General features: G+C 63.7%; 20 protein-coding genes. 13 read left to right on the plus strand and 7 right to left on the minus strand.

The window, feature by feature from the left end; translation table 11 throughout:
• Nucleotides 1–15: 15 nt before the first annotated feature.
• Nucleotides 16–495 carry an Lrp/AsnC family transcriptional regulator gene (locus tag FJ972_RS10845; RefSeq protein ID WP_140495956.1) on the minus strand — a complete coding sequence of 160 codons (480 nt, stop codon included), beginning with the start codon at nt 493–495 and terminating at the stop codon, nt 16–18.
• A gap of 250 nt (nt 496–745) precedes the next feature.
• Here FJ972_RS10845 and trxB point away from each other — a divergent pair, with 250 nt between their 5' ends.
• Together trxB and FJ972_RS10855 are read left to right on the plus strand one after the other, a co-directional pair.
• On the plus strand, nt 746–1,720 hold the full coding sequence (trxB, locus tag FJ972_RS10850; protein WP_140495955.1) for a thioredoxin-disulfide reductase: 975 nt from the start codon (nt 746–748) through the stop codon (nt 1,718–1,720).
• Between the two features lie 89 nt (nt 1,721–1,809).
• Nucleotides 1,810–2,706 carry a LysR family transcriptional regulator gene (locus FJ972_RS10855; RefSeq protein WP_140495954.1) on the plus strand — a complete coding sequence of 299 codons (897 nt, stop codon included), beginning with the start codon at nt 1,810–1,812 and terminating at the stop codon, nt 2,704–2,706.
• Nucleotides 2,707–2,727: 21 nt separating this feature from the next.
• Here FJ972_RS10855 and FJ972_RS10860 read toward each other — a convergent pair whose 3' ends face one another.
• Together FJ972_RS10860 and FJ972_RS10865 are read right to left on the minus strand one after the other, a co-directional pair.
• On the minus strand, nt 2,728–3,225 hold the full coding sequence (locus FJ972_RS10860; RefSeq protein WP_140524873.1) for a methyltransferase family protein: 498 nt from the start codon (nt 3,223–3,225) through the stop codon (nt 2,728–2,730).
• Nucleotides 3,226–4,105: 880 nt separating this feature from the next.
• Nucleotides 4,106–6,157 (minus strand): elongation factor G, encoded by a 2,052-nt coding sequence (locus FJ972_RS10865; protein ID WP_140524872.1) that lies wholly within the window; start codon nt 6,155–6,157, stop codon nt 4,106–4,108.
• 324 nt (nt 6,158–6,481) lie between these two features.
• Here FJ972_RS10865 and FJ972_RS10870 point away from each other — a divergent pair, with 324 nt between their 5' ends.
• Nucleotides 6,482–6,877 (plus strand): cupin domain-containing protein, encoded by a 396-nt coding sequence (locus FJ972_RS10870; RefSeq protein ID WP_140524871.1) that lies wholly within the window; start codon nt 6,482–6,484, stop codon nt 6,875–6,877.
• A 56-nt stretch (nt 6,878–6,933) separates the two neighbouring features.
• On the opposite strand, the gene FJ972_RS10875 is transcribed toward FJ972_RS10870, so the two are convergent.
• Complete coding sequence (locus FJ972_RS10875; RefSeq protein ID WP_140495950.1) at nt 6,934–8,136, minus strand: pyridoxal phosphate-dependent aminotransferase; 1,203 nt, start codon at nt 8,134–8,136, stop codon at nt 6,934–6,936.
• 216 nt (nt 8,137–8,352) lie between these two features.
• On the opposite strand from FJ972_RS10875, the gene FJ972_RS10880 reads away from it, so the two are divergent.
• The 3 genes from FJ972_RS10880 to FJ972_RS10890 all read left to right on the plus strand — a co-directional run bounded on the left by FJ972_RS10880 (nt 8,353) and on the right by FJ972_RS10890 (nt 10,810).
• On the plus strand, nt 8,353–9,243 hold the full coding sequence (locus FJ972_RS10880) for an EAL domain-containing protein (RefSeq protein ID WP_140524870.1): 891 nt from the start codon (nt 8,353–8,355) through the stop codon (nt 9,241–9,243).
• Nucleotides 9,240–10,088: an EAL domain-containing protein gene (locus FJ972_RS10885; RefSeq protein WP_140524869.1), complete on the plus strand. Its 849-nt coding sequence runs from the start codon at nt 9,240–9,242 to the stop codon at nt 10,086–10,088. Before FJ972_RS10880 ends, FJ972_RS10885 begins: the two co-directional genes overlap by 4 nt.
• A gap of 113 nt (nt 10,089–10,201) precedes the next feature.
• Entirely contained in the window at nt 10,202–10,810 is a 609-nt protein-coding gene (locus tag FJ972_RS10890) for a glutathione S-transferase family protein (protein ID WP_140524868.1), read from the plus strand.
• A gap of 354 nt (nt 10,811–11,164) precedes the next feature.
• Here the strand turns inward: FJ972_RS10890 and FJ972_RS10900 are convergent, their stop codons facing one another.
• Complete coding sequence (locus FJ972_RS10900) at nt 11,165–11,365, minus strand: iron-containing alcohol dehydrogenase (RefSeq protein WP_140524867.1); 201 nt, start codon at nt 11,363–11,365, stop codon at nt 11,165–11,167.
• A gap of 267 nt (nt 11,366–11,632) precedes the next feature.
• The gene (locus FJ972_RS10905; RefSeq protein WP_010910991.1) at nt 11,633–11,845 is read right to left on the minus strand and encodes a cold-shock protein; all 213 of its coding nucleotides are present in this window, start codon (nt 11,843–11,845) and stop codon (nt 11,633–11,635) included.
• A 275-nt stretch (nt 11,846–12,120) separates the two neighbouring features.
• On the opposite strand from FJ972_RS10905, the gene FJ972_RS10910 reads away from it, so the two are divergent.
• On the plus strand, nt 12,121–12,450 hold the full coding sequence (locus FJ972_RS10910) for a hypothetical protein (RefSeq protein WP_140495945.1): 330 nt from the start codon (nt 12,121–12,123) through the stop codon (nt 12,448–12,450).
• 28 nt (nt 12,451–12,478) lie between these two features.
• Here FJ972_RS10910 and FJ972_RS10915 read toward each other — a convergent pair whose 3' ends face one another.
• Nucleotides 12,479–13,048: a methylated-DNA--[protein]-cysteine S-methyltransferase gene (locus FJ972_RS10915; protein WP_140524866.1), complete on the minus strand. Its 570-nt coding sequence runs from the start codon at nt 13,046–13,048 to the stop codon at nt 12,479–12,481.
• 180 nt (nt 13,049–13,228) lie between these two features.
• Between FJ972_RS10915 and FJ972_RS10920 the strand changes: the two genes are divergently transcribed.
• The 6 genes from FJ972_RS10920 to FJ972_RS10945 all read left to right on the plus strand — a co-directional run bounded on the left by FJ972_RS10920 (nt 13,229) and on the right by FJ972_RS10945 (nt 18,726).
• Nucleotides 13,229–14,140, plus strand: a complete 912-nt coding sequence (locus FJ972_RS10920) for a lytic transglycosylase domain-containing protein (RefSeq protein ID WP_140524865.1) — start codon at nt 13,229–13,231, stop codon at nt 14,138–14,140.
• A gap of 5 nt (nt 14,141–14,145) precedes the next feature.
• Nucleotides 14,146–14,634 carry a GNAT family N-acetyltransferase gene (locus FJ972_RS10925; RefSeq protein ID WP_140516793.1) on the plus strand — a complete coding sequence of 163 codons (489 nt, stop codon included), beginning with the start codon at nt 14,146–14,148 and terminating at the stop codon, nt 14,632–14,634.
• Between the two features lie 147 nt (nt 14,635–14,781).
• Nucleotides 14,782–16,050: an ABC transporter substrate-binding protein gene (locus FJ972_RS10930; protein ID WP_140524864.1), complete on the plus strand. Its 1,269-nt coding sequence runs from the start codon at nt 14,782–14,784 to the stop codon at nt 16,048–16,050.
• 38 nt (nt 16,051–16,088) lie between these two features.
• The gene (locus tag FJ972_RS10935) at nt 16,089–17,063 is read left to right on the plus strand and encodes a carbohydrate ABC transporter permease (protein WP_411969488.1); all 975 of its coding nucleotides are present in this window, start codon (nt 16,089–16,091) and stop codon (nt 17,061–17,063) included.
• Nucleotide 17,064: 1 nt separating this feature from the next.
• Nucleotides 17,065–17,889: a carbohydrate ABC transporter permease gene (locus FJ972_RS10940; protein WP_140524863.1), complete on the plus strand. Its 825-nt coding sequence runs from the start codon at nt 17,065–17,067 to the stop codon at nt 17,887–17,889.
• A 93-nt stretch (nt 17,890–17,982) separates the two neighbouring features.
• On the plus strand, nt 17,983–18,726 hold the full coding sequence (locus FJ972_RS10945; RefSeq protein WP_140524862.1) for a DUF899 family protein: 744 nt from the start codon (nt 17,983–17,985) through the stop codon (nt 18,724–18,726).
• The last annotated feature ends 70 nt before the right edge of the window (nt 18,727–18,796 follow it).

Raw genomic sequence — 18,796 nt, forward strand, 5'->3', positions numbered from 1 at the left:
CGCAATCGATCGGCGTCACGGCCGCTCGAACGAGACCAACCCTTCATCCTTGACCCGGCGGATGGTGAGGGCTGTGCGCACCGTGTCGACGTTCGGCGTGGAGGTCAGTTCCTCGATGACAAAGGTCTGGAAGGCGCCGAGGTCGCTTGCCACGCAGTGCAGGAGGAAATCGGATTCGCCCGACACCATCCAGGCATCGCGTACGACCGGCCAGCCGCGCGTGCGCTCGGCGAAGATGCGAAGCTCGGCATCGGCCTGATGGTGCAGGCCGACCAGGCAGAAGGCGACCACGTCGAGACCGAGCGCCGGCGCGTTGAGCAGCGCCCGATAGCCGCGAATGATGCCGGCTTCCTCCAGTCGCTTGACGCGGCGCAGGCAAGGTGGTGCCGAAATGCCGACGCGGTTCGACAGTTCGACATTGGTCATGCGTCCATCTGCCTGCAATTCGCGCAGGATCTTCCAGTCGATTGCGTCGAGGTCGGCCTTGAGCGGCATTTCGGGGCTTTCGATGATTGCGGGTGGCGAAAGAATCTTGCGGGATTTTGTAATTAAACGACTTTGCTGTCCACGCCATCCCCCACGCGGAAATCCACGCAGCACCAGAGCGGTTCGCCCGGTGCGACAAAGCTTTCCGGGGACGAGCGCCAACTTGCCTTGCTGGCGTCGTGGGCAACACTTACATTACGCGCGACATCGACGAGTTTTCCATGCCGCAAACGCCGGCAGCCCTCCGCAGAGGCTTTTCATGACCACCAAGCACGCGCCTGTCCTCATCATCGGTTCCGGCCCGGCCGGTTATACCGCGGCGATCTATGCCGCCCGCGCCATGCTGAAGCCGATGCTGGTCGCCGGCCTGCAGCAGGGGGGCCAGCTGATGATCACCACCGACGTCGAGAACTATCCCGGTTTCGGCGAACCCATCCAGGGTCCGTGGTTGATGAGCGAGATGCTCAGGCAGGCAGAACATGTCGGCACCGACATCATCGCCGACATCATCACCGAGGTCGATCTCAACGTGCGGCCGTTCCGCGCAACGGGCGATTCCGGCACCGTCTACACGGCCGATGCCCTGATCATCGCCACCGGCGCGCAGGCCAAATGGCTTGGCATTCCGACCGAACAGACGTTCATGGGCTTCGGCGTATCGGCTTGCGCCACATGCGACGGCTTCTTCTACCGCGGCAAGGATGTCGCGGTGGTCGGCGGCGGCAATTCGGCGGTGGAAGAAGCACTCTATCTGTCGAACCTCGCCAAGAGCGTGACGGTCATCCACAGGCGCTCGGACTTCCGCGCCGAACGCATCCTGCGCGAGCGGCTCTTGAAGAAGGACAATGTCCGCGTCATCTGGGACACGGTTGTCGACGAGATCACCGGCCGTCCGGGCAAGACGCCACTGCCGCCTTCGGTCGAAGGGTTGAAGCTGCGCAACGTGGTGACGGGTGTCGAGACGCAGCTCGAGGTCGACGGCGTGTTCGTCGCGATCGGCCATGCGCCGGCGGTCGAGCTGTTCGTCGGCAAGCTGAAGCAGAAGCCGAACGGCTATCTGTGGACGGCGCCGGATTCGACCCGCACCGACGTGCCCGGCGTGTTCGCCGCCGGCGACGTGACCGACGATATATACCGCCAGGCGGTGACTGCGGCGGGGCTGGGCTGCATGGCGGCGCTCGAGGCGGAGAAGTACCTGGCCGGCATCGAGGTGCATCGCGAGGCGGCCGAATAGCGGTTCGCAAACTGTTGAAAGAACGGCTTAGAAATGCCGTGTAAAAGCCTGATTTTTCATTCAGACGCCAAACAGGAACGAGGGGAATCATGGCGTTGGACTGGGACAAGCTACGCGTGTTTCACGCTGCGGCGGAAGCGGGGTCGTTTACACATGCGGCCGAGACGCTGCACCTGTCGCAATCGGCGATTTCGCGCCAGGTCAGCGCGCTCGAGCACGATGTCGGCGTGCCGCTGTTCAACCGTCACGCCCGCGGCCTGGTGCTGACCGAACAGGGCGAGATGCTGTTCCGCACGGCGCATGACGTGCTGATGAAGCTCGAGACCATCAAGTCGCGGCTGACCGAGACCAAGGACCGCCCCTCCGGCGTGCTCAGGGTCACGACCACGGTCGGGCTCGGCGCCGGCTGGCTGACCGAGCGCGTGCAGGAGTTCATCGAGCTCTATCCTGAAATCAGCCTGCAACTGATCCTCGCCAACGAGGAGCTCGACCTCACCATGCGCCAGGCCGATTGCGCCATCCGGCTGCGCCAGCCGCAGCAGCCGGACCTTATCCAGCGCCGCCTGTTCACGGTGCATTTCCACCTCTATGCGTCGCCAGGCTATATCGCCAAGCATGGCAGGCCGGCTTCGGTGGCCGAGCTCAAGGCGCACCGCATCGTCACTTTCGGCGTGCCGGTGCCGGCGCATCTGTCGGAGCTGAACTGGCTGGAGACGGTCGGCGATTTCGAGGGCGGCCAGCGCGTGCCGACGCTGCAGATCAACGATATATTGTCGATCAAGCGCGCGGTGCAGGGCGGCGCCGGCATCGCCATGCTGCCCGACTATGTCATCTCCAAGGATTCCGGCCTGGTGCAGCTCCTGCCGGAAACGGAGGTGCCTTCCTTCGACACCTATTTCGCCTACCCCGACGCGATGAAGAACCAGGCGAAGCTGCACGTGTTTCGCGACTTCATCATCGCCAAGGCGCGGAGCTGGTCGTATTGACCCCGGAGATCGCGCAGACTCTCACCCCCGCCAGCGCGTCAGGCGGGGCAGCCAGGCGGGCACGTTGCGGCGGTAGGTTTCGTATTCATCGCCATAGCGGCGTGCGAGCGTCGGCTCCTCGTACAGCTTGACGAAGGTGGCCATGGCCGCGGCTGCCATGGCGGCGTAGGCGACAAGCGTCCAGCTTGAAAACAGCAGTGCCTGGCCGATGATGATCGACAGCACCGCCACATACATCGGATTGCGGACATGGCGGTAGAGCCCGCCGACCACCAGTCTCTCGGTCGGAGCGACCGGAGCAGGCGTGCCGAGGCCTTCAAGCGCAAAGCAGGCGAATGCATGCAGCAGCGCCGCCACGGCGACCGCGATGAGGATCCAGCCGAGCGGGGCAAGATCCGGCAGGCTCGACCATGGCCGGTCCCAGCGATCCGTCAGCAGCCACGGCACGAGGCCGGCGACGATACAGGGTGCCGCGATGAAGAACGCAGCACTGCCGGCGATCGCCGAAAAGGTCCGCATTGCTTGTCTCCCGCCTGAAGCATGTCACGCCCAAACCGATTCCCGCGACGCGCGCAAGTCTTTGTTGTTCACGTCGCGGCCGAACCGAGGACACTTTGCGCGACATGCATTAGTTGCCTCGGAAATAAACGCCTGCTGCCTCATTCCACGCCATTGCGCATTTTTGACATTTCGGGATGAAAACCGAGCGTGATTCGCGATTCCGCCGTGACAATTGTCTCATTGCGGGTTCCGCTTCGGTGATTCTGCTGGTCCTATTGGGTCCAGAAATGGCTTAGACCACAGCCTGCGTCTTTTTGCATGCGTGTGTTGCAAAATAGATGCTTGTTTCTTGGGCATGATGAGCACATATATAGTTCATCTCCTGGGCGCGTTCTCCTCCCATTAGCGCCCTCGAGTGTTCCCCTCTGGAGGTTAGCCTTAACAGGCACTTCCAATCAAACTCAGCCGGATCTTCATTGATCCGGCTTTTTTGTTGCCCGGACGCTGCCGGAAGGGCGGGAAAATCCACCGAAATAGCCACGTAACAGTGACATGTAACCTCTGGTAACATGTCAAAGGCGCTCGGCTCCTGCTAAGCAGATCATAGGACGCGGTGTGGTCGGACGGGAGATGGGGGCATCACTCGGACGATCCGGGCTCAGGCGGCTACCGCGTCCGAACCTTCTTCCGCCGAAGCGGCGACTTCAAGATGCGGCGGACCTGCCGTTTCTCCTCCCAAGAAAACGGTCCGCAAACAAAACGGCGTCCGGCCCCCCCGGGCGTCGTTTTTTGTTTTTGTTTGCGCCCTCTCGAACAAGGTTCGAGAGGGCACTCACCCAAATCTTTGTGGATGTCGATGTCCCAAAGCCGAGATCACTTTAGACGACATGCATCAGTATCAGGCTGCCTTGCCGTTGGCATTCATCGCTTCGTCGGCGAGCCGGCCGGTGAGTTCGGCCATGTGGTCGAAGACGGCGCGGTAGCTGGCGACGCCCGAGGTGGCCGAGCGCAGCTCGATGATCAGATCGCCGATCTCGGATTGCGGCATGGTCGCCTCGACGACATCCCATCCTGGCCAGCCGGGCCGCGCGTCGTAGCCGAGGATCTGGCCGCGCCGCTGCGGGATCAGCGCGATGATCTTCGAGGTCGCATCGGAGGGCGTCACGATCTCGACCTTCATCACTGGCTCTAGGAGCACGGGCGAACAGCCCGCCATGCCTTCCTTCATGGCAAGCTTGGCCGCCATCTGGAAGGCCATGTCGGAGGAATCGACCGCGTGGTAGGAGCCGTCCGACAGGTTGACGGCGACGTCGACGACGGGAAAGCCGAGCGGGCCCGACTTCAGGTAATCGCGTATGCCGCTTTCGACCGACTGGATGTAGGTCTTGGGCACCACGCCGCCGGTGATGGTATCGGTGAACTGGAAACCTGCGCCGCGCGGCAGCGGCTTTATCTCGATCACCACATCGCCGAACTGGCCGTGGCCGCCGGACTGCTTCTTGTGGCGGCCGCGCTGCTGCGCCGATTTGCGGATAGTCTCGCGGTAGGGCACCGCCGGCGGATGGCCTTCGACCGGAATCTGGTTCTTGCCCTCGAGCCGTTCGCGTACGACGCGCAGGTGCATTTCTCCATGGCCCGACAGCACGGTCTCGGCCGAGTCCTGGTTATGATGCAGGCTGAGCGAGGGATCTTCTTCGGCCAGCCGTTGGATGGCGGCCGACATCTTCACCTCGTCCTTGCGCTCCTTCGGCCGCAAGGCGAAAGCGAAGACAGGCTGCGGCGGCTCGAACTGTAGCAGCGGCTTCATGCCGCCCTTGGCCGAGGTCAGCGTCTGGCCGGTCTTGACCGCGTCCAGCTTGCCGAGCGCGACCGTGTCGCCGGTCTTCGCCGCGGTGAGCTTCGACTGGTCCTTGCCAAGCATCCTGTAGATGCCGGACACCTTTGCCATGTCGCCGCCGGGCAGCCAGAGCTCGGAGCCATCGGCGACTTGTCCCGAAAGGATGCGCGACACGGACAATTTGCCTCCATGCGGCGTATGGATGGTCTTCATCACCTGAACCACGGTCGCGTTGCCTTCGGGGGCGCCGAGCCGTTTGCGGGTCGCGTCGATGTCGGGCGCATCATGGCGGATCGCCTTCAGGAGACGCAGCACGCCATTGCCTTTCTCTGCGGTGCCGATCAGCACCGGCGTGACGGCGCCGTCGCGCAGGTCCGCGGCAAGATCGTCGAAGACCGCGTCCTTGGGCGGCTCGATCTCCTCGAGCAGCTGTTCCATCAACTGGTCGTCATGGTCGGCCAGCCTTTCCAGCATCGAAAAACGGGCTTCCAGCTCGCGCGCCTTTTCGTCGCCAGGTATCTGGGCCACCTCGCTCTCGGCATATTCGCGGTAGATGTAGGCGCGTTCCAGCGCCAGGTCGATCGAGCCGATGACGACGCCGTCCTTGCGCAGCGGTATCTGGCGCAGAAGCAACGGCACCGCACTTGCCGGCTGCAGCATCTTCAACGTGTCGCGCACGCCCGCGATCGCCTTGTCGACCTTGTTGAGAAACAGGATGCGCGGCACGCCGAGATCGTCGAGCTTGCGCATGATGAGCTGGAGGGCGGGAATCTTCTTTTCGTCGGCTTCGGCGACGACCACTGCGAGGTCGCTGGCGGCCAGCACCGGTTCGGCCTCGAAGGAGAATTCGATCGATCCGGGACAGTCGACGAAGGTGAACTGCTCGCCCATGAATTCTGTGGTGGCGAAGGTCGCCTCGACGCTCATGGCGTGCGCGCGCGCCTCGGGCGAATGATCTGAAACGGTGTTTCCTGAGGAAACCGGGTTCTGGCGGGGAATGGCGCCCGTGCGGGCCAATATGGCTTCGAGAAGTGTCGTCTTACCGCTTGCGAAGGGACCGACTATGGCAATGCATTTCGGTCCCGTGCGTCGTCCTCCGGCGCGATTACCCATGACTGACCTCCACTCAGGCGTTTCCCTGGGGACCGACTGGCATTCATGGTTCAGGCCAAGGTCAGTCGGTCCTGAGCGGCGGCCGGCCTGTTCGACCGTCGCGGGCGGGCTTGTCTTCAACCGGCCCAAAGGTATCGTCCCACTTGTTTGCCGGCAGGGCAAGGAAAATAGGTAGCCTCAGGGCTGAGCGCGCGGTGCGGTTGCCGCTGACTTGCAAGCCGAACAGACCGGTTGCGTCGACGGCCATATCGGCCGAAACTAGGGTCTCGAAAGAAGAGCGGCGTCGCCGCCGCCCGCATCGCCACCAGTTCCAGGGATCGAACGATGAAGATCATTGCTTGCGGCAGCACGCCGACCGTCATCGCGCCGGAAAAGTACTTCACCGGCCGGGTGCTGCAGACGCCGATCATCGAGAAGGAGGCTCCGGCACGGCTGCGGGCGACATTGGTCAGCTTCGATCCGGGCGCGCGGACCCACTGGCACACGCATCCGCTTGGCCAGACGCTGTACGTCACGTCGGGTGCCGGCCTCGCCCAGACCTGGGGCGGTCTCATCCAGGAGATCAGGGCAGGGGACGTCATCTCGTTCGCGCCAGGCGAAAAGCACTGGCATGGGGCCGGGCCGAAAACGGCGATGACGCATATAGCGATGCAGGAAGCGCTCGAGGGCGTGCATGCCGACTGGCTGGAAGCGGTGACGCCGGCCCAATATGGCGGCTGAGTACCGTGTCGAGCCGATCTAAAAACCCGGCGTTTGGCCGGGTTTTGTTTTCACGATCAGGTCAGTGATGCCGTAAAGCGCTGGATGCGCGTGCACGCCTCCTCCAGCAGCGTCTCCGACGTGGCGTAGGAGATGCGGAAGTTCGGACCGAGGCCGAAGGCCGAACCGAATACCACCGCCACGCCCTCGGCCTCGAGCAGCTCCGAGCAGAAGGCCTCGTCGGTGTCGATCACCTTGCCGGCCTTGGTCTTCTTGCCGATCAGCTGGGCACAGGATGGATAGACGTAGAAGGCGCCTTCCGGCGACGGACAAGAGATGCCGCGCGCCTGGTTGAGCATCGAGACGACGAGGTCGCGACGCCCCTGGAAGATAGCCTTGTTCTTGGCGATGAAGTCCTGCGGGCCGTTCAGCGCTTCGACCGAAGCCCACTGCGCGATGGTGCAGGCGCCCGATGTCTGCTGGCCCTGGATCATGTCCATCGCCTTGATCAACTGGACGGGACCCGCGGCGTAGCCAATGCGCCAGCCGGTCATGGCATAGGCTTTCGACACGCCGTTCATGGTCAGCGTGCGCTCATAGAGCTTCGGCTCGACCTCGGCGATGGTCTTGAAGACGAAGTCGCCATAGGTCAGATGCTCGTACATGTCGTCGGTCAGCGTCCAGACATGCGGATGCCTGAGCAGCACGTCGGCGAGCGACCGAAGCTCGGCCTCGGTGTAGGCGGCGCCCGACGGGTTCGACGGCGAGTTCATCAGCAGCCACTTTGTGCGCGGCGTGATCGCCTTTTCCAGCACTTCTGCCGTCAACTTGAAGCCGTTGTCGATCGAAGTGTCGGCGAACACCGAAGTGCCGCCGCAGATCGCCACCATCTCGGGATAGCTGACCCAATAGGGCCGGGGGATGATGACCTCGTCGCCAGGGTTCAGCGTCGCCATGAAGGCGTTGAACAGGATCTGCTTGCCGCCAGTGCCGACGATGGTCTGCTCCGGCTTGTAGTCGAGATTGTTCTCGCGCTTGAATTTCTTCGCGATCGCTTCGCGCAGCGGCGCGATGCCCGACACCGGCGGATATTTGGTCTCACCACGGCGGATGGCCTCGATCGCCGCATTCTTGATGTTGTCGGGCGTATCGAAATCCGGTTCGCCGGCACCCAAGCCAATGACGTCGCGGCCGGCATTTTTCAGCTCGCGGGCTTTCTGCGTCACCGCGATGGTGGCGGAAGGCTTCACGCGGGAAAGGGTGTCGGCAAGGAAGGCCATGACCTTTTTTCTCTCCAGAAAGGATCAGCGCGGCCAGGAGCGGCCGCGGCGCTTCTCATGTCGCATCATTCCCGTGAGTGCAAGCATTGTCGGCTGGGCCAGTGCCGCAAGGAGGTTAATGAGCCGTGATCGGCAACAGAAAGTTCATTAACGGGCGGTAGAGGCTTGCGTGGCAGGATCGTAACCCAATTGCGCCAGTTCGCGGAGCGAGGAACCTTGTCGCGCAGCATCGGGCTTGCCCATATCATCCGTCATGATGACGGCACCTCGTCAGGTGTCTGGGGCATTTATACGTTGCAAAGCGCCTTCCAGCCGATCTTCGCCTTCAGGGAAGGCAAGCTGTCGGTTGCCGCCTTCGAGGGCTTGATCCGGCCGTTCCGCGACGGCGAGCCGCAATCGCCAATGAGCTTCTTCAGCACCTGCCCGGCCGCCGACCGGCTTCATGTCGAGGCGCTGACCAGGACGCTGCATCTGCTGAATGCCGGCGCCTGCCTGCCGCAGGAAGCGTCGATCTTCGTCAATTTCGATCCGTCGGTGTTCACCGAGCGCGCCGTTGCCGACAATGCCTTGCGCGAAATGCGCCTGGTGCTGCACGAGGCCGGCATCGATCCGGGCCGTGTCGTGTGCGAGGTGACCGAGCAGCGTCCAGCCTCGCAGGAGACCCTGCACGGTTTCGTCGCGGCGTTGAAGGGCAACGGCTTTCGCATTGCCGTCGATGACTATGGCGCCGACGATTCCGACATCAACCGCATCAAGGAGTTGAAACCCGACATCGTCAAGTTCGATGCCCACTGGATCACGCAGTTGATGGAGTCCGGCGCCGGCTTCGCGCTGCTGACGTCCATGGTGAAAAGCTTCGAGGCACAAGGCATCCGCACCGTGTTCGAGGGCATCGAGGAAGGCTGGCAGCTGGAGCTGGCCGAGAAATCCGGGGCTTCGATGGTCCAGGGTTTCGTGCTGGCACGGCCGGAACTGGCGCCGACCAGCTTCCGCGTCTTCGGCAAGGACGGGCCGTCGCCTGTCGCCGACAGGGCATCTTCGGCCCCGGCCGCCGCGCCGCATACCGCGCGAGCGGCCAAAGCCTTTGGGCGCAGGGGCACACGATGAGGCCCGAGCGGCGGCGCGATGTCGGCGATGCGATTTTCATGGACGAGGTCGGTATCGAGTATGGCGTTTATGGCGACTTCCGCCTGCGCAGCGCCTACCAGCCGATCTTCGCGCCGCGCGGCCGCTTCCTGCACGCAATCGCGGTCGAGGGCCTGATCGAGCCGCATCGCGCCGGCCGGCCGGGCGCCGCACGGGCGTTCTTCGAAGGCGTCGCGGCCCAGGACCGGCTGTTCGTCGAAACCATGTGCCGGGTGCTGCATCTCAGGAATTTCCGCAATATCGGCGTCGATGGGCTCGATCTGTTCTTCAACTACAATCCATTGGTCAACGCCCGTCGGGGCCGGGCCTTGGCCGAAATCCGGCTGATGAGCAGGCATCTCGGCGAGCTCGGCCTGGCCCCCGGCATGCTGGTCTGCGAAATCACCGAACAGGCGGCCGACGACACGCTGCTGGCCACGCTGGTACGCGAGATGCGCCGCGACGGCATCCGCATCGCCATCGACGATTTCGGCACCGGCCACTCGACCGAGGAGCGGGTCAGCCTGCTCAAGCCCGATATCGTCAAGATCGACGGTGGCTGGTTCGCGCAATTCTGCCGCCACGCCGCCGCCGAGCGGTTCTTCCGCCCGCTGGTCTCCAGCCTGCACGACCGCGGCGCCAAGGTCCTGGTCGAGGGCATCGAACAGCCCACCCATCTGCGCGTCGCGCTCGATGGCGGCGTCGACCTGCTGCAAGGTTTTCTACTCGCCCGGCCGGCGCTGGCCGGGGTGATCTTCGACGAGCGACCGCTCGCCATCGACGCGCTGCTGGGCAGGGACAGCAAGGTGGTGCCGCTGTTCGGGTAGCGCCGTGTGCTACACATCAGCGGCGCTGATCGTCGCGCCAAAACTAATCATTGGTGAGGACGGCGCGGCTACGATAATCGCGTCTGCACATGGCAGCGCTCGGGGGACCAGCGATGATACTTTACAGCATGATCGACAGCGGCAACTGCTACAAGCCGCGCCTGCTGATGGCCAAGCTCGGCCTCCCTTTCACCACTGTCGAGGTGAGTTCGCACACGGGCGATACGCGAAAAGCGGATTTCGTCGCCAAGAATCCGAATGCCATGGTGCCGCTGCTGGAACTCGACGACGGAAAGCGGATCGCTGAATCCAACGCCATCCTGCTCTACCTCGCGGAGGGCACGCGCTTCCTGCCCGCGGACAAGTATGAGCGCGGGCTCGCCTATCAATGGCTGTTCTTCGAACAGTACAGCCACGAGCCCTATATCGCCGTGCGCAAGGCGCTGCTGACCTTTCCCGAAAGGGCCAAGGACGCGACGCCGGAGCGGCTGGCGGTGACACTGGAGCGCGGCAACAAGGCGCTCGGTGTCATGAATAAATACCTGGAGAACAACGCGTTCTTCGCCGGAAGCGCCTACAGCGTCGCCGACATCGCGCTCTACGCTTATACGCATACGGCGGAGCAGGGCGGCTTCCAGCTCGACGCCTACCCGGCGGTGGCTGCGTGGCTGAAACGAGTGGAAGCGGATCCGGGGCATGTGCCGATGGAGTGGGTGGGGTAGCTTTATCCTCAACCTCGTCGCCGCCTCGCGGCTCTTTGGGGGCGGGGCACGCGTCAACAGGCGCGAGGCCCGGCCGCCCATCGTCCGGGAAGCTGCGCGGGAGCTATTTCAACAGATGGTCGTAGTCGGCATAGGGTGCCGATCCAGAACCAGATCACATCTTCATTGTTGCGTATGGCAACAGCCGGTAGTTTCGTCGACCCGCGCCGACCAATAGCAACCGACCTGCTTGAAATGTAAGGAGGGATGAAAAGGATCGGAACGCAGTCTGAGAAAACTCCCTGTCCGCCTTTGCTTTGATCGACGATGACAGTTTTTCATAAGCCTTCCAGAATGATGGAGAGGCGCCGTGATTCACAGAGGGCGAGTCCGGCCGGCGCGATGGTCAGCCAATGCCTGTTCGGCAAGCTTGTCCAATCGCCCCGCCCTCACGTCGGCCTCGATCTGCCGATCCCACAGGTCCGCCTGGAGCGCCTCGAACCATGCGGCAAACGCCTTCAACTCCTCGGGGCTCAGTTCGGTGATGGACTTTTCGATTTGCTCAAGCTTGGTCATGGCCGGATAATACCACTCTAGTGGTACCACAGGTGGGACTCCAGGGTCGGCTTTACATGCCTGGAATCCAGGCAAATAAAAAGGCGGGACAATGCCCGCCTTCCCATTTCGGTAGCCTGATCGGGAGCGTCCGGTCCGGGCTGGCAGCTATCTGCTGATCCGGCTTGTCGGGTCTTTCCGCTCCGGCGCGCTTCTCGCGCGACCGTCAGTACATCCGTGACTTGCCGCGCGCCCCGGGCTGTCGCCCGGCGCGCGCCATTTTCAAAATCAGGCTGCCTTGCTCAGAGATCCAGCGGACGACTTGCCAGTGCGGCGGTCCTGCTCGATCTCGAAGTTGATCTTCTGGCCTTCGACCAGGGTCGACAGTCCAGCGCGCTCGACAGCGGAGATGTGGACGAAAACGTCCGCGCCGCCCGCGTCAGGCTGGATGAAGCCGAAGCCCTTGGTGGCGTTGAACCACTTGACCGTTCCAGTTGCCATAAAAATAGTCCTTCACATTTGCTTTGGTTTGACCGAACCGAGGTCCAGCCGGTGTGCATCGAGATTTTGGAGATAGACGTCAGCAAACGCGAAGATCGCGAGGCCCGGATCGATCGGCCGAAATATCAATGGGGTTGATATAGGCTGCTTTCGCACGAAATACAAGACTGCGTGAGAAAGCCGTGATCGAGGGACCGCCCAACGGCCGCCCCAATCCGGTGAAACCGTTGCGTCAGATGGCGCTGTCCGTGAGCCGCGCATCAGGGGAGAGGACCATGAAGACCATTCTGCTGGCAGCATGCCTGACGCTGATTGCCGCCGAGGCGCAGGCGATCTCGCGCTACGATCCGACGCGGATGGAGTGTGGCCGCGTGCAGGCGACGATCGCGCGGCAGGGCGCCGTCATCCTGCGTTACCAGTCGAGGCGGGTACCGGGACTGCCACTCTACGACCGCTACGTGCAGAGCCAGCAATTCTGCACCATGGGCGAGGTGAGGACACGCGCCTATGTGCCGAGCGCCGATACGAAATCCTGCCCGGTCTACAATTGCAAGCGACCGGACAACGACCGGCGTTTCCGCCGGCGGTTTTTTCATAACGACTAGGCCATAGCCTGGCGCGGCTGTTATCGCGTCAAAATCCGAACGAGACCTGCGCTGGCGGCGGCGGGCCGACGCGCACGCCTTCCATGGCCAGCATCTTTTCCTTGGTGGTCGAGCCGCCGGGCGCGGAGAAGCCGCCGATCTTGCCGCCGGCGGCGACGATGCGGTGACACGGAATGACCAGAGGCACCGGATTGGCGCCAAGCGCGGCACCCGTTTCGCGCGGCAGGCCGGCATGGCCGGCGCGCTTGGCCAGTTCGCCATAGGTGGTGGTTTCACCATAGGCTAGCTTTCGCGCCGCGCCATAGATGGCGAGGCGGAAATCGTCGATGCCGTCGAGATCGACCGGCACGGAGGAGAAATCGACGTCCTCGCCTGCCGCATAGGCCTTGATCGAGGCGATCAGTTCGACCACCCACGGCGGCTGCACGGTAGCGGCCGAAACGCCGGCATGGCGCAGCAGCCGCCGTTCCACTGCCTCGCGGCTGCGTTCGGGCAGGCAGAGCCGGATCAGGCCCTTTTCGCTCCAGGCAATCCCCATGAAGCCGATCACTGTTTCTAACACTGCGTGGCCGGCTGTGATCTGCGACGGCGTTTGCATGGCGTGCTCCTTTCGCAAAATGGCCAGAAACCGGCATTCATGCCGGTACATATCAGGAACAATATGGCATTTCGGCCCGAGTCTCGCCACCCGAAAACCACCTGAGCGCCCCGATTGCTCGCCAGGAATCGCTGGTGTAAGGGATTTCTTAACATCCGACGAACCGGACCCGAACGCGGCTTGCCAGCAAAACAAACCCTTATCGCGCTCGGCGTGATCGCGGCCATGGCCTGCGTCAGCGGTTGCACGTCGACATCGCAGATGAAATCCGCGTCTTCCCTGACCGAAACAGCGACCGTCGCCGGCACCGATGCCGGCTTCACCATACCGTTGCCGGAGACGGTTTCGGTGCTGCCGGAATCGTCGGGGATTACGCCCGTTCAAACCGCTGAGTTGTCCGCCGGCCCGACCACACAGGCGGCCGCGGCAACCGCGGCCTTTGCGGGAGCGACCCCAACCGCACCGGCCGTGCCGGCGGTGGTGACCGCCAATGCCTGGCAGGCGCCGCCGCCGGCTGGCGCCGGCGCACCAATCAAGGCGGCAGCCACCTACGCCACCGCCGGGCTCATCGTGCCGGCGATCGCCAGGAACGATCAGAAAGCCATGCCCGGCGTGCAGCAGGCGGCCTATGTTGTGCCGCAGAATCCGGCTGCCCTCGTCCAGTTTCCTGCCGCTCCGGTGCAGGAAGAGCATGCGACCGGCGTGCGCGGCGATATCGACCGGCTGATCGTAAAATACGCCGCGTTTTATCAGGTGCCGGTCGACCTTGTGCGCCATGTCGTCAACCGCGAAAGCACCTTCAATCCCAAAGCCTACAACAACGGCCATTGGGGGCTGATGCAGATCAAGCACGCGACGGCGCGCGGCATGGGCTATGACGGACCGGCCAGGGGCCTGTTCGATGCCGAAACCAACCTGAAATACGCCGTCAAATACCTGCGTGGCGCCTGGCTGGTGTCGGACGGCAACGCCAAGCGCGCCGACTGGCTCTACCAGACCGGCTACTATTTCGACGCCAAGCGCAAGGGCCTGCTCGAGGCGACCGGCCTCGGCGTCGACCGCAAGCGGCGCCGCCTGCTGCCCGACGCCTGAGCGAAATGCCCGAACCGCGCCCGCCGGCTCCGAACGACATCCGGCTGCGCAAGATCCTCGACGAGACGCTGGTTCCCGCGCACTGGTCGGATGGCTTTGTCATGCGCACCCTCGAGCCCGGCGATGCGCCGGCCTTGCATGCGCTGCTGACCGAAGTGTTCGACGATGGCGCCGACGGCCCGTTCGACGAATGGTGGCCACGCATCTCAGGCGACCCCGAATTCGATTCTGCGCTCTGTTTCCTCGTCATCGACGCCAAGGGCCTGCTGGTGGCGGCGGCGCTGTGCTGGACGAGCGCCTTCGTCAGGGATCTCGCCGTGCATCCGCAGGCGCGCGGCAGGGGCATCGGCGAGGCGCTGATGTGGCACGCCTTCGCCGTCTTTCGCGAACGCGGCGCAGACCATGTCGACCTCAAGACCAACACGGTGGAAAATGCCGCCGCTGTCAGGCTCTATCAGCGGCTTGGGATGAGCCCTGTCGCCTGGGAAGGCTGAAGCCGCGGCCCGGCCCACCGCCGCTCGCGGGCATCGCTCGGGAACCCAGAGCGCCGCTCCGCATTCAAAGAGTGGTGGAGGGGTCCGACGAGCTTCCGGAGCCTCGAAGGCTTGCGTCGCCGTTCCGAAAGGAGATCCTCCGCCGCCATGAGGCTCTTTCACGCATTTGCCACGTTGGTCGCTGCCGCGATGATTGCGGCTGTGCCTGCGCGAGCCGTCGAATTGTCGATCGTATCGGGCGACACAGGAATCGGCATCAAGGTGCTGCGTGAAATCCTCGACCGCTATGAGAAGGACAGCGGCAACAAGGTCAGCATCGTCGTCATGCCGGCATCCGGGACCGACCAGTTCGGCCAGTACAGGCTGTGGCTTGCCGCCGGCAATAGCGATATCGACGTCTACCAGACCGATGTGATCTGGGCGCCGCAGCTCGCCAGCCAGCTTGTCGACCTGACCGCGGCGACCAAGGATGTCGTCGGCGCCCATTTCCCCTCGATCATCCAGTCGCAGACCGTCAACGGCAGGCTGGTGGCGCTGCCGATCTTCACCGATGCGCCGGCGCTCTACTACCGCAAGGACCTGCTCGACAAATACGACGCCAAGGTGCCTGCCACCTGGAAGGAGCTGGCCGACACCGCCAGGCTGGTCATGGACAAGGAACGGGCTGCCGGCAACAAGGACATCTGGGGCTTCGTCTTCCAGGGCAATGCCTATGAGGGGCTGACCTGCGACGCGCTGGAATGGGTGATGTCGAACGGCGGCGGCCAGATCATCGAGCCGGACGGCACCATCTCGATCAACAACCCAAAAGCGGCGGCAGCGCTCGACACGGCCAAAGGCTGGGTCGGAACCATCGCGCCACCCGGCGTGCTGGCCTATCAGGAAGAGGAATCGCGCGGCGTGTGGCAGACCGGCAATGCGGTCTTCATGCGCAACTGGCCCTACGCCTATGCACTAGGCAATTCCGAAGGCTCGCCGATCAAGGGCAAGTTCGACGTAGCGCCGCTGCCGGCCGGCACCGGCGAAGGCGCGCGTCCGGCGGCGGTGCTGGGTGGCTGGAATCTTGCCGTGTCCAAATATTCCAAGCACCCGGACGCTGCGATCGGGCTCGTCAAATTCATCGCCTCGCCCGCGATGCAGAAATACCGCGCGCTGAGGAACTCCAGCCTGCCGACCATCCAGGCGCTCTATGACGATACCGACATCGCCAGACAACAGCCGATCGTTCCGCGCTGGAAGCAGATCTTCCTCAATGCGGTGCCGCGTCCCTCGGCCGCGGCCAGGATCAAGTACAACGAGGCGTCGAGCCAATTCTGGAACGCCGTCCACAAGACGCTGTCGGGCGATGGCACCGCGGGCGACAATCTGGCCGACCTCGAAGCCATGCTGACCAGGCTGAAGGGGCGTGGCTGGTGACGCCACAACGCGCCTCCATGTCCCGCCCGGCGCGAGGGATGACAGAAGCGGAGCCGAGGCCTGAAGCCGTGGCGACCCACCGCCCGCGCTCGCGGCTGATGCGCCAGCGCGTGCGTTCGGCCTGGCTGTTCCTGGCGCCGATGCTCCTGGTGCTCGCCGCCGCTGCCGGCTGGCCGCTCGCCCGCACGGTCTATTTCAGTTTCACCGACGCTTCGCTGGCCGATCTCGACGCCCGCCAGTGGGCAGGTTTCGCCAATTACTTCTCGGTGCTGCGCATGCCGAGCGGCCGGGTGCTCTATGATGGTGTGCTGGCCGATCCGATCTGGTGGAGCGCCGTCTGGAACACGGTGCGCTTCGCGGTGATTTCGGTGACTTGCGAGACGATCCTCGGCATCGTCGTCGCGCTGGTGCTCAATGCCGAATTCCCGGGCCGCGGCATCGTCAGGGCGGCGATCCTCATCCCCTGGGCGATCCCGACCATCGTCTCGGCCAAGATGTGGCAGTGGATGCTCAACGACCAGTTCGGCATCATCAATGTGGTTCTGCTCAATCTCGGCCTGATCGACACCAAGATCGCCTGGACGGCCAACGCCGACACGGCGATGGCGGCCGTGCTGGTCGTCGACATCTGGAAGACGACGCCGTTCATGGCGCTGCTCATCCTTGCCGCGCTGCAGATGCTGCCGCGCGAGATCATCGAGGTCGCCAGGCTCGACGGCGCCAATCCGTGGCAGATATTCTGGCGGGTGACCTTGCCGCTGATCCGGCCTGCGGTGATGGTGGCGGTGATCTTCCGCGCGCTCGACGCGCTGCGCATCTTCGACCTCATCTATGTGCTGACGCCCAACAATGTGCACACCAAGTCGATGTCGGTGTTCACCCGCGAGAACCTGTTCGAGTTCGACAAATTCGCCTACGGCTCGGCCGCCTCGACGCTGCTGTTCCTCATTCTTGCCCTTCTCACCATGGCCTATATCCGGATCGGCCGGATCAGCCTCGAGGGGGGCCGCTGAGATGTGGATCCTGAAGCGGACGGCTTTCTACCTGCTGGTCGCGGTCATCGTGCTGGTCGCGGTATTCCCCTTCTATTACGCCATCGTCACCAGCCTGAAATCGGGGACCGAACTGTTCCAGGCCGACCTCTGGCCGAAGACGTTCAGCCTCGGAAATTACAGGAATGTGCTGACAGAAGGCGCTTTCGTGCGCAATCTCATCAACTCGCTGGTGGTCTCCGGCGCGGTCGTTGCGCTCTCGCTGTTGCTCGGTGTCACTGCGGCTTACGCGCTGGCGCGCGTGCGCTTCCGCGGCCGCTCGGCGCTGATGCTTACCATCCTGTCGGTGTCGATGTTTCCGCAGGTGGCGGTGCTGGCCGGGCTGTTCGAACTGGTGCGGATGTTCGGCCTCTACAATTCGCTTGTCGCGCTGATCTTCTCCTACATGATCTTCACCTTGCCGTTCACCGTCTGGGTGCTGACCGCCTTCGTGCGCGACCTGCCGGTCGAGGTCGAGGAGGCGGCGATCCTTGACGGCGCGACGCCGTGGATCATCATCACGCGCATCTTCCTGCCGTTGATGTGGCCGGCGCTGGCGACCACCGGGCTTTTGGCGTTCATCAGCGCGTGGAACGAGTTCCTGTTTGCGCTGACATTCACCTCCAACAACGCGCAGCGGACCGTGCCGGTGGCGATCGCGCTGCTGTCGGGCAATTCGCAGTTCGAGATTCCATGGGGCAACATCATGGCCGCATCGGTGATCGTCACCGTGCCGCTGGTGGTGCTGGTGCTGATCTTCCAGCGCAAGATCGTTTCGGGCCTCACCGCCGGCGGCGTGAAGGGGTGAGGGGAAAATTGTCGGAACCGGCCGCAGCGGCGCGTCCTTAGGTCTTAGAGCAACCGCGCCGGGACGCCGGCGCTGTGACCCAAGGAGCCGATCATGATCACCTTCCCCAACGAATCCGCCAGATACCGCGCCGCCCGCGAAAAGCTGCTGAAGAAGGAAATCGCGCTGCGCCGCGCCATGGAGGATGTGGCCGTGGCGCGCCGCGCGTTGCCGCCGGGCGGGCTGGTGCCACAGGATTACGTGTTCGATGGGCTGGATGCCGAGGGCAGGGCGGCTGAGATAAAGCTGTCGGAACTGTTCGCACCCGGCAAGGACACGCTGATCCTCTACCAGATGATGTTTCCGCGCCATCCGCAGGAGACGCGCGACGTGGCAATGACGGGCGGCACGGCGAAGCTGGCACGGCCGGACCAGCCATGCCCGTCCTGCACGGCGCTGCTCGACCAGTTCGACGGCGCCGTCGGCCATCTCCAGGCGGCCGGGTTCAACTTCGCCGTGGTGGCGAAAACCGCGCTCGAAAACCTCGTCACGCTCGGCCGCGACCGTGGCTGGAAGAACATGCGGCTGGTGTCGTCGGCCAACAACAGCTTCAAGCGCGACTACAATGCCGAGGATGCAGACCGCGCGCAGATCCCGCTTTTGTCGGTGTTCAACCGCGACGCTGACGGCATCAGGCATTTCTGGTCGTCAGAGCTGGGCTTCGCCCCGCCCGAGCCCGGCCAGGACCCGCGCGCCATCGGCACCTGCGAGATCCTGTGGAACCTGATGGATTTCACCCCGGAGGGCCGGCCGAACTGGCACGAGCAGCTGCAATATGGCGAGGCATGCTGCCATTGACGGCAAGGTGCCCCGGCGCAACTTCCGCTCATCTGCGGCGTTGGAATCCCGAGGGAACCATTCCGATCGG

Origin of the sequence: Mesorhizobium sp. B2-1-1 (genome assembly GCF_006442975.2) — a bacterium.
Classification (GTDB): domain Bacteria; phylum Pseudomonadota; class Alphaproteobacteria; order Rhizobiales; family Rhizobiaceae; genus Mesorhizobium.